Source organism: Microbispora sp. CSR-4 (genome assembly GCF_008033685.1).
Lineage (GTDB): Bacteria > Actinomycetota > Actinomycetes > Streptosporangiales > Streptosporangiaceae > Microbispora.
Window position 1 is genome coordinate 30,943 of sequence record NZ_VJVX01000022.1, and the last position, 14,161, is coordinate 45,103.

The 14,161-nt window shown below is 72.9% G+C and carries 13 protein-coding genes; 6 read left to right on the forward strand and 7 right to left on the reverse strand.

The features are described 5' to 3' along the window. Positions 1-7 precede the first annotated feature (7 nt). From FLV34_RS17780 to FLV34_RS17795, 4 genes are all read right to left on the reverse strand, one after another. Positions 8-580 (reverse strand): GNAT family N-acetyltransferase, encoded by a 573-nt coding sequence (locus FLV34_RS17780; RefSeq protein WP_147943610.1) that lies wholly within the window; start codon positions 578-580, stop codon positions 8-10. After that, the gene (locus FLV34_RS17785; protein WP_147943611.1) at positions 577-1,872 is read right to left on the reverse strand and encodes a lysine N(6)-hydroxylase/L-ornithine N(5)-oxygenase family protein; all 1,296 of its coding nucleotides are present in this window, start codon (positions 1,870-1,872) and stop codon (positions 577-579) included. The genes FLV34_RS17780 and FLV34_RS17785 overlap by 4 nt, the downstream gene beginning before the upstream one ends. Then, the gene (locus FLV34_RS17790) at positions 1,859-3,364 is read right to left on the reverse strand and encodes an aspartate aminotransferase family protein (RefSeq protein WP_315985198.1); all 1,506 of its coding nucleotides are present in this window, start codon (positions 3,362-3,364) and stop codon (positions 1,859-1,861) included. Before FLV34_RS17790 ends, FLV34_RS17785 begins: the two co-directional genes overlap by 14 nt. 82 nt (positions 3,365-3,446) lie before the next feature. Then, the gene (locus FLV34_RS17795) at positions 3,447-4,472 is read right to left on the reverse strand and encodes an ABC transporter substrate-binding protein (RefSeq protein ID WP_222709547.1); all 1,026 of its coding nucleotides are present in this window, start codon (positions 4,470-4,472) and stop codon (positions 3,447-3,449) included. A 136-nt stretch (positions 4,473-4,608) separates the two neighbouring features. On the opposite strand from FLV34_RS17795, the gene FLV34_RS17800 reads away from it, so the two are divergent. From FLV34_RS17800 to FLV34_RS17825, 6 genes are read left to right on the forward strand one after another with little or no spacing between them, the layout of a single operon-like run. After that, positions 4,609-5,640: an iron ABC transporter permease gene (locus tag FLV34_RS17800; protein ID WP_142650076.1), complete on the forward strand. Its 1,032-nt coding sequence runs from the start codon at positions 4,609-4,611 to the stop codon at positions 5,638-5,640. After that, the gene (locus FLV34_RS17805; RefSeq protein ID WP_261985816.1) at positions 5,637-6,677 is read left to right on the forward strand and encodes an iron chelate uptake ABC transporter family permease subunit; all 1,041 of its coding nucleotides are present in this window, start codon (positions 5,637-5,639) and stop codon (positions 6,675-6,677) included. Before FLV34_RS17800 ends, FLV34_RS17805 begins: the two co-directional genes overlap by 4 nt. Positions 6,678-6,712: 35 nt before the next feature. After that, positions 6,713-7,522, forward strand: a complete 810-nt coding sequence (locus FLV34_RS17810; RefSeq protein WP_142650078.1) for an ABC transporter ATP-binding protein — start codon at positions 6,713-6,715, stop codon at positions 7,520-7,522. Beyond that, positions 7,519-10,014, forward strand: coding sequence for a penicillin acylase family protein (locus FLV34_RS17815; protein WP_147943613.1), 2,496 nt, complete (start codon positions 7,519-7,521; stop codon positions 10,012-10,014). The genes FLV34_RS17810 and FLV34_RS17815 overlap by 4 nt, the downstream gene beginning before the upstream one ends. Further along, entirely contained in the window at positions 10,004-10,588 is a 585-nt protein-coding gene (locus tag FLV34_RS17820; RefSeq protein ID WP_142650001.1) for a GNAT family N-acetyltransferase, read from the forward strand. The genes FLV34_RS17815 and FLV34_RS17820 overlap by 11 nt, the downstream gene beginning before the upstream one ends. Further along, the gene (locus FLV34_RS17825; RefSeq protein ID WP_142650002.1) at positions 10,585-11,322 is read left to right on the forward strand and encodes a (2Fe-2S)-binding protein; all 738 of its coding nucleotides are present in this window, start codon (positions 10,585-10,587) and stop codon (positions 11,320-11,322) included. The genes FLV34_RS17820 and FLV34_RS17825 overlap by 4 nt, the downstream gene beginning before the upstream one ends. Before the next feature lie 21 nt (positions 11,323-11,343). Here FLV34_RS17825 and FLV34_RS17830 read toward each other — a convergent pair whose 3' ends face one another. The 3 genes from FLV34_RS17830 to FLV34_RS17840 form a co-directional block, all read right to left on the reverse strand. After that, complete coding sequence (locus FLV34_RS17830; RefSeq protein WP_315985199.1) at positions 11,344-12,513, reverse strand: RNA polymerase sigma-70 factor; 1,170 nt, start codon at positions 12,511-12,513, stop codon at positions 11,344-11,346. Then, positions 12,513-13,715, reverse strand: coding sequence for an NAD(P)/FAD-dependent oxidoreductase (locus FLV34_RS17835; RefSeq protein WP_142650003.1), 1,203 nt, complete (start codon positions 13,713-13,715; stop codon positions 12,513-12,515). Before FLV34_RS17835 ends, FLV34_RS17830 begins: the two co-directional genes overlap by 1 nt. 117 nt (positions 13,716-13,832) lie before the next feature. Next, positions 13,833-14,120, reverse strand: coding sequence for a hypothetical protein (locus FLV34_RS17840; protein ID WP_147943614.1), 288 nt, complete (start codon positions 14,118-14,120; stop codon positions 13,833-13,835). Positions 14,121-14,161: the final 41 nt, after the last annotated feature.

The following is a 14,161-nucleotide window of genomic DNA, read 5'->3' on the forward strand; positions in this document are numbered from 1 at the left end:
GACGAGTTCACGCGTGCACCTCCCGGGCCGCCGCGCGGAACCGTTCCCGGGTGCAGACGCTCAGCAGGGCGTCCTTCTCCGGCTTGGCGATCGTTCCGACGACCTCGAAGCCGACGGCCGCGTTGAGCGCGTGCACCGCCGTGTTGCGTACGTCGGGCTCGACCACCACCCGCCGGGTCGCGGGATCGGCGAACAGCAGCTCCATGACCGTGGTGATCACGGCGAGGGTGAATCCGTGGATCGGGGTCTCGGCGGGCGCGCACAGGAAGTGCATGCCGACGTCGCCCTCCTCGGCGTCGTAGAGGCCCGCCAGCTCGACCCGGGCGGGGTCGTAGCGCTCGGCCAGGAAGGCCGGGCGGCCGTTCACCAGCCCCAGGTACGCGTCGCGGTGCGGGTGCTCGACGATCTCGCGGTACTCCTTCTCCACGCGGGCGACGTCGGCGTCCTGCATCATCCAGAACACGGCCTTGGGATGGGTGACCCACAGGTGCACGGTCACCGCGTCGGCCTCCGGATCGAGGTGGCGTACGGCGAGCTCGCCGACCTGCCCGTCGGTGCGGCGGAACAGGACGTCACTCATGCGATCACGCCCTCGGGCGCGCCGAAATCCTGGAAGGCGATGGTCTTCTCGATGGGGTAGTGCTCCCGGCCGAGGATCTGGGCGATGATCCACGAGTTGCGGTAGGGGCCCATGCCGAGGTCGGGCGAGGTCACGCTGTGGGCGTGGGTGGCGCCGTTCTGCAGGAAGATCCCCCGGCCGGTGACGTCGATGCTGTAGTTCCTGGCCACATCGAAGCGGCCGTGCCGGTCCCACCGGATCCGGTCGCGTACGGGGTCGAGGAAGGCGGGGGGCTCGTAGCGGTAGCCGGTGGCCAGCACGAGCCCCTGGGTGACGAGCGTGAAGTCGCGCTCCTGCTCCACGTGGCGCAGCCCGAGCGTGTATTCGCCCCGGCCCGCGTCGTACGCCGCCTCGCGCAGCTCGGTGCAGGTCAGCAGCCGGGTGGGGATCGGGCCGCCGGCGGTCTTGGCGTAGAGCAGATCGAAGATCTCGTCGATCAGCGCGGCGTCGATGCCCTTGTAGAGGCCCTTCTGCTCGCTTTCGAGGCGATAGCGGGTGTCCTCGGGCAGCGCGTGGAAGTAGTCCACGTACTCCGGCGAGGTCATCTCCAGGGTCAGCTTGGTGTATTCCAGCGGGAAGAACCGCGGCGACCTGGTCACCCAGGTGAGCCGGTAGCCGCGCGTGTCGACGTCGGCCAGCAGGTCGCGGTAGATCTCCGCGGCGCTCTGCCCGCTGCCGACGATCGCGATGCTCTCCTTCGCCTGTAGCGCGGCCTTGGCGTCGAGATAACCGGCGTTGTGGACGAGGTCGCCGCCGAGGCCGCGGCAGGCCTCCGGCACGTACGGCGGGGTGCCGGTGCCGAGCACGAGATGGGGGGCACGGTGCTCGGTCTCCGCGCCGCCGTCGGTGACCGCGCGTACGACGTAGTGCCCGTCGGCCTCGTCGTACGTCACCGAGGTCACCCGGTGGCCGAAGCGGACACTGCGCAGCCGTGCGGCGGCCCATCGGCAGTAGGCGTCGTATTCGGCGCGGAGCGCGTAGAAGCTCTCGCGGATATAGAAGGGATAGAGCCTGCCGGTCTCCTTCAGGTAGTTGAGGAAGGAGTAGGGCGAGGTCGGGTCGGCCAGCGTGACGAGGTCGGCCATGAACGGCGTCTGCAGCGTCACGCCGTCGAGCATCATCCCGGGGTGCCAGGCGAAGCCGGGCCGCGCCTCCAGGAACACGCCGTCGAGCTCCGCGATGGGCTCGGCCAGGCAGGCCAGGCCCAGATTGAACGGCCCCAGCCCGATGGCGACGAAGTCATGAGCAGACATGCGTCACCTCCTCGGTGAGCGGAGCCAGGTCGTCCACGTACCGCTGGGCGTGTCCGGCGAGGAGGTCGAGGACGTGCGCGACGTCGTCCAGCGTGGTCTCCGGGTTGAGCAGGGTGAGCTTCAGGTAGTGGCGGCCGTCGACCGTGGTGCCCGCGACGACGGCCTCGCCGGAGGCGGCCAGCGCCTCCCGGGCGTACAGGTTGGCGTCGTCGGCGAGCTTGCGGCCCAGGCCTCCGTGCCGCGGGCCGTCCGGCGGCAGGTAGCGGAAGACCAGCGTGCTCAGCGGCGACCGCGTGACGATCTCGAAGCGCGGGTCCGCCGCGATCAGGTCGTACGCCTCCGCCGCGCGGTCCACGACCTCGTCGAACAGCTCGCCGACCGCGTCCGGGCCCATGATCCGCAGCGTCAGCCAGAGCTTGAGCGCGTCGAAGCGGCGAGTGGTCTGCAGGCTCTTGTCCACCTGGTTGGGGATGCCGCGCTCGGCCATCCGCCGGGGATTGAGGTAGTCGGCGTGGTGGGCCGCGTGCCGCAGCAGCGCGCCGTCGCGCACCAGCACGGCGCTGGAGCTGACCGGCTGGAAGAAGGACTTGTGGAAGTCGACGGTGACCGAGTCGGCCCGCTCGATGCCGTCGAGCAGGTGCCGCCGCCTGCGGGAGACCAGCAGCCCGCAGCCGTAGGCCGCGTCGACGTGCAGCCACACCCCGGCGGCCTCGCACAGCGCGGCGATCTCCGGCAGGGGGTCGATCGAGCCGAAGTCGGTGGTGCCCGCGGTGGCCACCACGGCCATCACCACCTGCCCGGCGCGGTGGCATCGGTCGAGCTCGCGGGCGAGCGCGGCCGGCCGCATCCGCCGTTCGCCGTCGGTCTCCACGGTGACGACGGCGTCGGGCCCGAGCCCGAGCAGGTCGGCCGCCTTGCGCACGCTGAAGTGCCCGGCCTCCGAGGTGATCACGCGCAGCCGCGCCGGTGGGGCCTCCGTACGGGCCTCCTCGCGGGCGAGCAGCAGGGCGTGGAGGTTCGACTGGGTGCCGCCGCTGGTGAAGACGCCGTCAGCGGCGGGACCGAAGCCGATCCGGCCGGCCGTCCACTCGATCAGGCGGCGCTCGATGAGCGTGCCGCCCGCGCTCTGGTCCCAGGTGTCGAGTGAGGAGTTCACCGCGGACAACACGGCCTCTCCCAGCAGCGCGGGGATCACCACCGGGCAGTTGAGGTGGGCCAGATAGCGGGGGTGGTGGAAATAGACGGCGTCGCGCAGATAGACCCGTTCGAGCTCGTCGAGGGCGGCGGCGTGGTCGTGCAGCGGCCGTTCGAGGTCGATCGCGGCGATCTCCGGCGCGAGCCGTTCCGGGGACACGCCGCTGAACGGCCGGTCGGCGCGCCGGATCCGGTCGGCCACCCGCGCGGTCGCCTCGGTCATCGCCCGCCGGTATCCCTCCACCGTGCGGTCGTTGAAGAGGTACGGCCGCACGGTCCCGGCATGGGGAGAGGTCATTGTCATCCTTACCGTGAAGAAGTTAGGGTAGGCGAACCTAACTTTTGGGAGTCGACACGTGTCCCCGGGTTCCGGAGTGGGGTCAGCCGAGCTTCTCGGCGTTCCTGATCGCCGTCGCCAGGCCCTCCAGGATCGGGGCGGCTCCGGCGTACGAGAAGCGCGGCACGGGGTCCCAGCCGATGATCTGGCCTGCCTTGACGGCGGGCAGCTTGGCCCAGGACGGCTTCGACGTCAGGTCCTTGGGCTGCAGCGCGGTGCTGCGGTTGTCGAGCAGGATCAGATCGGCGTCGTACTTGTCGGCGTTCTCCCAGCTCAGGTTCTCGTAGTAGCCGCCGTCACCGGGCTTGTCGGGCTTGACGATCTCGACCCCGAGCTGGGCGAAGTACATGAGGTCGGTGTTGACCTCGGGGTTGGAGACGTACAGCACGTCGGGGCTGCCGGAGGCGGCCAGCACCTTGATGCCGGGGTTGTCGGCGACCGCCTTGCGCACGCTCTCGGCGGCGGCCTCGAACCTGGCCTTGGCCTCGGTGACCTTCGGTGCGCCGAGGTCCGCGCCCAGCGACTCGGCGAGGGCGGCGTACCGCTCGATCGGCTCGGTCATCGGCACCCGGGCCACGCTGACGGCCACGGTCGGGGCCAGCTTGACGATCTTGTCCTTGCTCTCGTCGGGGACATACCACAGGGCACCGGGGTCGTACATGTGCGTGACGAGAAGGTCGGGACGCAGCGCGGCGTACTTCTCGATGTTGAACTCGCCCCAGACGTTGCCGAGGATCGTGACCTTGTTCACGTCGAGGTCGCCGGCCTGCGGCTCGGGCGAGCCGTCGGCGCGCTTGGTCTCGCCGAAGACACCGACGATCTTGTCCTGCAGCCCGTAGTCGACGAGCGCGGCGGCCGTCCCGGTGAACGCCACGATCCGCGACGGGACGGCCGCGGCCGTGACGGTCTCCTTCCTGTCGTCCACGAAAGACCACGATTTCGCGCTCTGACCTGCGGAGGAGGGTGCCGGATCGCTCGACCCGCAGGCGGCGAGCGCCAGGGTGAGTACGGCCGCTCCGCCCGCCGCGAAGAAGCCGCGACGGGGCATGGGGGAGGTCAGGTATCGCACGGTTCGTCTTTCTCTCGCGTTGACCCGGGGGTCTTTGGGGTTGATCGGTAGTTAGGTTACCCTTACCTAAGTTCTTGTCCAGAGGGGTGAGCGAAATCGCCCCCACGCCCCCCCACCGGAGCCGGCCGTGGTCGTCATGGAGTCCTCGCAGATCAGCGGGCCTGCGGGGCCGCCGCGAAAACGCGCGGAAAACGGCCGGCGCGCCGCGGCACTGCTGGGCTCGGCGATCGCCCTGGCCGCCGTGCTCGTGCTCAGCCTCGGCCTCGGCGCCCGGCAGCTCTCCCCGGCCGAGGTGTGGCACGGGCTCGTCGACCCCGGCTCGGCCGCCTACACGGTCGTCCACCAGATGCGGCTGCCGCGCACCCTGCTCGGGCTGCTCGCCGGAGTCGCGCTGGGCGTCGCGGGCGGCGTCATGCAGGCGCTGACCCGCAACCCGCTCGCCGACCCCGGCCTGCTGGGGATCAACGCGGGCGCCTCCGCGGCGGTCGCCACGGCCGCCGGGATCTTCGGGGTGGGGACGTTCCAGGGCTACGTCTGGTTCGCGCTGGCCGGCGCGGCGGCCGTGTCCGTGCTGGTCTACGCCGTGGGCGGCGGGCGCGCGGCGACCCCGGCGCGGCTGGCGCTCGCCGGAGCCGCCGTCAACGCCGCGCTCTACTCGTACGTGAACGGGACGATGCTGCTCGACTCGGCCTCGCTGGAGACCATGCGCTTCTGGACGGTCGGCTCGCTGGCGAGCGCACAGGGCGAAACCTCGGCCATGATGGCGCCGTTCGTCGTGGCGGGCCTGCTGCCGGCGCTGGCCCTGGCCAGGCCGCTCAACGCGCTCGCGCTCGGCGACGACTCGGCACGCTCGCTCGGCGCGCACCCCGCACGGGTGCGTGCGGGCGCCATCGTGGCGGTGACGCTGCTGTGCGGGGCGGCGACGGCGGCCTGCGGGCCGATCGTCTTCGTCGGGCTCATGGTGCCGCACCTCGTGCGGGCGCTGACCGGCCCCGACCAGCGCTGGATGCTCCCCTGCTGCGCGCTGCTCGCGCCCGTGCTGCTGCTCGGCGCCGACGTGCTCGGGCGGCTGGTGGCCAGGCCGGGCGAGCTGCAGGCGGGCATCGTCACGGCGGTGCTCGGCGGCCCGCTGTTCCTGTATTTCGTGCGAAGGAAGGTCCGCGCATGACCGCCGTCGGGCCCATGCCCGTCCGCAGGGTCGCCGGCGGCATCCCCCTGCGGCCGAGGGCCGTCGCCGTCGGAGCCGGCTGCCTGCTGCTCGCGCTCGTCTTCGGCGTGCTCGCGGTGGGCGGCGGCGACTATCCGATGAGCCCCTCCGACGTCGTCCGCACCCTCCTCGGCGGCGGCGCACCGGCCGATGAGTTCATCGTGTGGGAGCTCCGGCTGCCCCGCGTGGTCACCGCGCTGCTCGTCGGCGCCGCCCTCGCACTGGCCGGGGCGGTCTTCCAGTCGCTCGTACGCAACCCGCTGGGCAGCCCCGACCTGCTCGGGTTCACCCAGGGCTCGGCGGCGGGGGCGCTGCTCGTGGTCGTCACGGGCGGGAGCAGCGCGGCGCTCGCGGGCGGCGCGGTGCTCGGCGGCGTCGTCACCGGCGCGGTCATCTACGCGCTGGCCTGGCGCGGCGGACTGCACGGCCACCGCCTCGTGCTGGTGGGCATCGGCGCCACCGCGATCCTCACCGGCGTCAACGGCTATCTGCTGACCCGGGGACGGCTGATGGAGGCGGCGCGGGCCATGCTGTGGCTCACCGGCAGCCTCGACGGGCGCGGCTGGGAGGACGTCCTCCCGCTGCTCGCCGCGATGGCCGTGCTCGCGCCGGTGGTGCTGATCGGCTGCGCCCGCCCGCTGGCCATGACGGAGATGGGCGACGACCTGGCGCGCGGCCTCGGCGTACGCGTCCAGGGACTGCGGCTGACCCTGGTGGCGGCGGCCGTGCTGCTCACCTCGCTCGCGGCGGCTGCCGCCGGGCCCGTGTCGTTCGTCGCGCTCACCACCCCCCACCTGGCGAGGCGGATGACCGGGGCGCCCGGGCCCAACCTGCTCGCCGCGACGTGCACCGGCGCGGCGCTGCTGACCGGCGCCGACCTGGCCGCGCAGCGGCTGTTCGCCGGCCACCAGCTTCCGGTCGGGGTGGTGACGGGGGTGCTCGGCGGCGGCTACCTCGTCTGGCTGCTCGCCGCCCAGCGGAAGGCGGGACGGATATGACCGGCACGATCGTGGACGGAAACGTGATGGCAGGCATGCAGGAGGACGGGCCGCGCCTGCGCGGCAGCGCGCTCACCCTCTCGTACGACAAGAGGGTCGTGGCCGAGGGTCTCGACGTCGTCATCCCCGACCGGTCGTTCACCGTGATCATCGGGCCCAACGCCTGTGGCAAGTCCACGCTGCTGCGGGCGCTGGCGCGCACGCTCCGGCCCGCCGCGGGCAGCGTGCTGCTGGACGGGCGGGACATCTCCGCCCTGCCCGCCAGGAAGGTCGCCAGGACCCTCGGCCTGCTGCCCCAGACGTCCGTCGCGCCGGACGGCATCACGGTCGCCGAACTCGTCGGCCGCGGGCGCTATCCCCACCAGCGGCTGCTGCGCCAGTGGTCGTCCGACGACGAGCGGGTGGTGCACGCGTCGATGGAGGCCACCGGGGTCGCCGACCTGGCCGGACGCCTGGTCGACGAACTGTCCGGCGGGCAGCGCCAGCGCGTGTGGATCGCGATGGCGCTGGCACAGGAGACGCCGCTGCTGCTCCTGGACGAGCCGACGACCTATCTGGACATCGCCCACCAGATCGAGGTGCTCGACCTGTGCGCCCGGCTGCACGAGGAGCGCGGACGCACGCTCGTGGCGGTGCTCCACGACCTCAACCACGCCGCCCGCTACGCCACTCATCTGATCGCGATGCGCGACGGCCGGGTCGTGGCCGCCGGGACGCCGGGCGAGGTCATGACGGCCGACCTGGTGGAGGAGGTCTTCCGGCTGCCCTGCCGGGTGATCGACGACCCCGAGACCGGCACACCGCTGGTCGTCCCCGCCGCCCGCCGCCGTACGGCCACGCGATGACCACGCCGAACGGGCTCTATCGGGACGCCTGGGGCATTCCCCACCTGCGCGCGGGCGATCCGTACGAGCTGGCCTTCGCGCAGGGACGTGTCACGGCGATCGACCGGGCCTGGCAGATCGAGGTCGAGCGGCGCCGGGCGACCGGCACGTCGGCGGCGATCCTCGGTCCGGACGCCGTCGCGTGGGACCGCTTCGCCCGGCAGGCCCGGCTGGCGGACACCGCCGAGCGCTGCCTGCGCGCCCTGGACGCCCTGGACGACGACACGGCGCGCTGGGTGCGCGCCTACGTGGACGGCGTCAACGCGGGGCTTGCTGCGGGGGTACGCCGGGCTCCCGAGTTCACCGCGTCACGGGAGGGGACGGCCGCGGGAACGCGCCGGAATCCGGAGTCCGCGCGGGAGGAGATGCCCGCGGGAGCACGCCGGGCTCCGGAGTTCGCGGCGTCGCGGGAGGGGACGGCCGCGGGGCTCACGCCGGGCCGGTGGGAGCCGTGGACGCCGCTGGCGATCTGGCTGTCGCACCACATCCTCTTCGCGCATTTTCCGGCCAAGCTGTGGCGCGCGGCGGTGGCCGAGCGGCTGGGTCCCGAGGCGGTCGCGGTGTTCGCGGCCGACGGGCCGGGCAGCGGCGGGAGCAACGGCTGGCTGGTCCCCGCCGATCGCACCACCACCGGCGCGGCTCTGATCGCGGGCGATCCTCATCGCTTCATCGAGGACCCCGGCTTCTATCAGCAGATTCGTCTGGCCTGTCCCGAGTTCGACGTGATCGGGCTGGCCGTGCCAGGCGTTCCGGGCATCGCCCATTTCGGGCACGCCGGCTCGGTCGCCTGGGCGATCACCAACGCCATGGCCGACTACCAGGACCTCTACCGCGAGCGGCTCCGGCGGCGGGACGGCGGCGTCGAGGCGCTGGGACCGGACGGCTGGCGTCCCTGCGCCGCCCACGTCGAGACCATCGAGGTGGCGGGGGAGGCCCCGGTCGAGGTCGAGGTCGTCGAGACCGAGCGCGGCCCGGTCGTCATGCACGCCGGGCCCGGACCGGAAGTGGGCGAGGGGGGACCGGCGACCGCGGAAGGTCCGGATCACGCGCGTGGCTTTCCGCGTGGCTTTCCGGGCGGTGTGTGGGAGGCGGTGAGCCTGCGCTATCCGCCCCGGGTGCGCCATGACCTGGGGTTCGCGGCGCTGCCGTCGCTGCTGCGGGCGAAGACGGTGGCCGACGTGGACCGGGCGCTCGACCACTGGGCCGAGCCCGTCAACGTCGTGCTCGCCGCCGACACCTCCGGCGGCCTCCTGCACCGCGTCGCCGGGGTGGTGCCCGTCCGTCATCCGGACAACGGGCTGCGGGCCGTGCCCGCCTGGGAGCCCGGCCACGAGTGGAGCGGCGACTACGCGCCGCTGCCCCGCCGCGAGATCTCCGGCATCACCGTCATGGCCAACGAGCGGGGGATCGCCGCGCCGCTCGGCGTCGAGTTCGCACCGCGCCACCGCGCCGACCGGATCCGGCGGCTGCTCGACGGTTCGCCGCGCTGGTCGGCCGCGGACATGGCGTCCGTCCACACCGACACCCTGCTGCCGAGCGCCGGCCCTCTCCTCGACCTGCTGCGCGGGCAGGCCGGGCTGGACGGACTGGCCGGGCTGGACGGCCTGGGCGGGCTCAGTCCCGAGGCCGTACGCCTGCGGGACCGGCTGGCGGCCTGGGACCGGCGCATGGACGTCGCCAGCATCGACGCGGCGGCGTACGCGGAGGTCCGCGCCGAGGTGGTGCGCCGCCTGGCGGCCCACCCCGCCCTGGCATGCCTGGCCGGGGTGGACGCGGAGGCGCCCGAGGTCTTCCGGCCGTGGCTCGCGCTGACCCCCCGTGTCGCGTACGCGCTGGAGAGCCTGCTGACGACCGACGTGCTGCCCGGGCTGGACCGGGCGGCCCTTGCGGAGCTGGCCCGGGCGGCGCTGGAGGAGGTGGCGGCACGCGACGAGCTCGCCGGCGTCCGGTGGGGCGACCTGCACCGCCTCGCCCCCTGGCGCGCCCTGCAGTCTTCTGTGGACAACCCAGGCTCTGTGGACAACGCATGCGCGGGTTCTGTGGAGGGCGCGAGCCCGGTGGACACGGGCCGTGTGGACGACCCGGCTTCTGTGGACGACGCATGCGCGGGTTCTGTGGAAGGCGCGGGCTCTGTGGACACGGGCCGTGTGGAAAGCCAGGGCTCTGTGGACGACGCGGTGCCGGGGGAGGCGGGCGTGCCGGGGGACCACGACTGCGTGCTGTCCACGTCGAGCGTGCCGGGCGTCACCCATCACTTCGCCCGGGGCCCGGCGGCGCGCTACGTGTGGGACCTCGCGCGGCGCGACGGGAGCCTGTGGATCGTGCCGTTCGGCGCGAGCGGCGTGCCCGGCGACCCCCATTGGCGTGACCAGCACCCGCTGTGGCTGCGCGGTGAACTCGCACCGGTGATCACCGACTGGGACCTACTCATCGAGGAGCGGCATGACGACTGAGGCGCACACCACGGCCCCCGCACGGCGTGCGGCCGTGTGGGAACAGACGGTCGAGGGGTTCGGCACCTTCCGCATCGTGCCGGTGGACCCGCCGGCCGACGCCGATCTCATCCACTCCTGGGTGACCGAGGAGCGGGCCCGGTTCTGGGGCATGCTCGACGCGAGCCGCGAGCGGGTGCTGGAGATCTATGACTATCTGGATGGCCTCGCCACCCATCACGCCTATCTCGTGTGCCGCGACGACCGGCCGGTGGCGCTCTTCCAGACATACGAGCCGGAGGCCGACCCGGTCGGGGAGTGCTACGACGTCCAGCCGGGCGACTTCGGCGTCCACCTGCTCGTCGGGCCGGCGACGGGGAAGGGCGAGCGCGGCTTCACCCCCGCCCTGCTGTCCGTGCTCCTGGCGTACGTGTTCGCCGACCCGCGCCACACCCGGATCGTCGCCGAGCCGGACACCCGCAACGACAAGGTGATCGACCGGATGCTGCGGACCGGCTTCACGCTCGGGCCCGAGATCGACCTGCCGGACAAGCGGGCCCGGCTGCTCTTCCTCGCCAGAGACCACCACCGATGACCACCACTGAGACCAAGGAGTGCGGAGTGCTGCTCGACACCCTTTCCAGCCATCTGGAAGGCCTCGCGGCGGAGCGCGGCGGCGTGCTGGGGGTGCTGCCCGGGCTGGTCGCCGACGACTCCCCCGGCTGGACCCCTGCCGCCGCCCTGGTGCGAGAGCCGTACGAGGGACTGCTCGCGCTGGTGGACGAGACGGCCGCACGCTGGAGCGCGCCGCGTCACGTGGCGGCGGCGCTGCTGTGGAAGACCTACGGCTACTGGCACACGATGCCGATGGCCCTGGGCTGGGGTCTCGGCCGCCGGGTGCCGCTGATGCGCCTGGAGGACACGCTGGTCAGGCCGTCCGCCGCGGGGGTGACGGTGGCGGCGTCGCGGGTGACCGTCGCCGTGCTCCCCGGCGACCCGCTGGCCGGAGCCGAGGGCACCGTCGTCGTGCCCGACCTCGCGGCGGCCATCAGGAAGGCGCTCCTGGAGAGCCAGTATCCGTTCGTCAGGGCGCTCGGCACCCTGACCAAGGTGGGCGAGCGCACCCTGTGGGGCTCGACCGCGGAGGCGTTCGCCCACCCGCTGCTCACGATCGGTCCGTACGCCGAGGCGGCCCGCCTGCTGGACGAGATCGGGCCGCCGGTGGCCGGACTGCTCACGCCCGACGGCGACGGATATCGCCGCCGCACGTGCTGCCTGTGGGTCACGCTGCCGGACGCCGAGGTCTGCTCCACCTGCTGCGTGTCCTGAGCGGCCACCCTCACGCGGGGCTCACCGCGTCCCGAGACTGCGGGGAGTGCCATCCGCGACCGCCTGGAGCTTGTCCGGGTTGGCCACGTTGTGGATGGTGGTGATCCGGCCGTCGGTGTCGAAATCGAAGGTGACGGTGGCGATCACACGACCCGGGGCGCCGAAGACGATGCCGGGACCGCCGTTGATCTCGACGAGCTCGGCGTTCATGTCTGCGGGCTCGACGCCCTGGTAGCTGACCGTGCCGATGGAGGCGAACCAGGCGGCCACCGTCGCCGCGCCGATGACCGGGCGCAGGGCCTGGCGTACCTTGCCGCCGCCGTCCGTCCACAGGGTGACGTCCGGGGACAGCAGCTCCATCAAAGCATTCATGTCACCGCCGGTCGCGGCGGCGAAGAACCGCTCGGTGACCTGACGCTGCCGCGACCGGTCCGCCGCGAAGCGCGGCCGCCGGGCCGCCACGTGCTCGCGGGCGCGGTGCGCGGCCTGCCGTACGGCGGCCTCGGAACGCTCGACCGCCTCCGCGATCTCGGCGTGGCTGAAGTCGAAGACCTCCTTGAGCACGAACACCGCGCGCTCAAGCGGGCTCAGCGTCTCAAGCACCACGAGCATCGCCATCGACACCGAATCGGCGTCGGCGATGGTCTCGGCGGTGTCTGCGCTGGTCAGGATGGGCTCCGGCAGCCACGGCCCCACGTAGGCCTCACGCTTGCGCTGCGTGGAGCGCAAGCGCTCCAGCGCCACGTTCGACACGATCCGCGTCAGGTACGCCTTCGGGTCGGCCACCTGCGAACGGTCGGCCGCCGACCAGTTGAGCCAGGCGTCCTGGACCGCGTCCTCGGCGTCGGCCGCGGAGCCGAGGATGCGGTAGGCCACCGAGAACAGCAGGTTGCGATGCTGCACGAACACCTGCTGGTCGAGGTCGCCAGGCTGCGTGATGCCGGGACGCCGGGTCATACCGGGAGGCAGGCCCATGCCGGAGAGCTCGGCCACGCCGGGAGGCCCGGACATGCCAGGGGTCTCGCTCACGCCGGGAGGCTGGGGCATGTCGGGAGGCCCGGTCATGCCGGAGGGCTCGGCCACGCCGGGAGGCCCGGTCATGCCAGGGGTCTCGCTCACGCCGGGAGGCTGGGGCATGTCGGGAGGCCCGGCCATGCCGGAGGGCTCGGTCATGCCGGGGAGCTCGGTCATCACGCCTCCCGCACGCGGGTGAAGCGGCCACCGCGGGGCCAGAACGCGCCCGAGGCGGGCATCTTCTTCATGCGGCCCCACGTGGGCCATGGTGCTGCGGTCACCGTCTCCTTGTATCGCATGGCGACGCGGCCCGTCAGATACAGCCGCCGGGGGCTGTCGTCGGGGTGGGTGAACTGCACGACCGCGTCGTTCCGGCCCAGGCTGACCGGCGTGTGGTAGTAGCCGAAGCGGAACGGCTTGGGCCGCTTGCCCTTCAGCGTCCGGAGGATCGACAGCGCGGCGTGCACACCGGTCGGCATGCCGCCCTGGCAGGTGCCGTGCATGACGCCGTAGCCCTGACGGATCGCCGCCGCGTCACCCACGGCGTACACCTCGGGGTGGGACACCGACCGCAGTGCGGCGTCGGTGACGACCCGGCCGTGGTCGTCGACGGTCAGCCCGGCGGCGGACGCCAGCGGCGACACCCGCGTGCCGCTCGTCCACAGGACGGCGTCGGCCGGCACGCTCTCCCCGCCGGCCAGCTTGACCGTGCCGGGCAGCACCTTCACCACCTCGACTCCGCTGCGCACCTGCACCTTCAGGCGGTCGAGCGCGGCCCGCACATAAGCCCTGGCCTTCGGGTTCATGGCCGCACCGGGTTCGCCGCGGCCCAGCAGCACGACGCGCAGCTCCGGGTGCCGCTCGGCGATCTCCGCGGCCGACTCGACGCCGGTCAGCCCGCTGCCGACGACCACCACCGTGCCGCTGCCGAGCCCCGACAGCCGGTCGGCCAGCACCTCGGCGTCCTGGGCGGTGTTCAGGGTGTAGGCGTGGTCCTCGACTCCCGGGACCGCCGCCGTGTCGGCCACGCCGCCCAGCGCGTACACGAGCGTGTCGTAGGGCAGGACGCGTTCGTCGTCGATCCGCACGGTCTTCGCGTTCACGTCCACCGCCGTCACCCACCCGCGCTCGAAGTGCGCGGCCGTGCCCTCCAGCAGCTCGGGGATGCTCAGCTCGGCGAGCCGCTGCCCGCTCGCCGTCATGTGCAGCCGCAGCCGCTCGGTGAACCGCTCCTGCGCGTTCACCAGGGTCACCCGAACGTTGCCGCCCGGCTTGACCCTCGTCCCGAGCTGGATCGCCGCGGACAGGCCCGCGTATCCCGCCCCGAGGATCACCACTCGGTGGGTGGTCGCCGCCCCGGCTTCGTGCTGTGCGCTCATCGTTCCGTCTCCTCGTCCGAACCGTTGACGACCAGCAGATGGAAGCGGCCCGCCCATACGTGACACGCACCTGATGTGATCCGCACCACACACCCCCTTGGAGCGCGCAGGCCGGGTCTACTCGGGCTGGGGCGTGGCGGACTCCTTCCTGCGTACGGCGGCGGCGCGGGCGGCGAGGAGCACGGACAAGGCCTCGCAGTCGTCGGGGGTGAGCGGCGCGAAGGGCAGCAGGTAGAGCCTGCCTCCCGGGCCGTCGATGAGCTCGACCGGCAGGGCACGTGCCGGCGCCTCGGCCGGCGCGGCGACGGTGGCCGGGACGGGCGGGGGCGGCGCAGTGATGGTCCGCGCGGCGACGGGCGGCGCGGACGTGGGCAGCGCGGACGTGGGCAGCGCGGTGGTGGTCATGATGAGAGTGATTCTTCCGGACCCGACCGACAGTTCCGCGC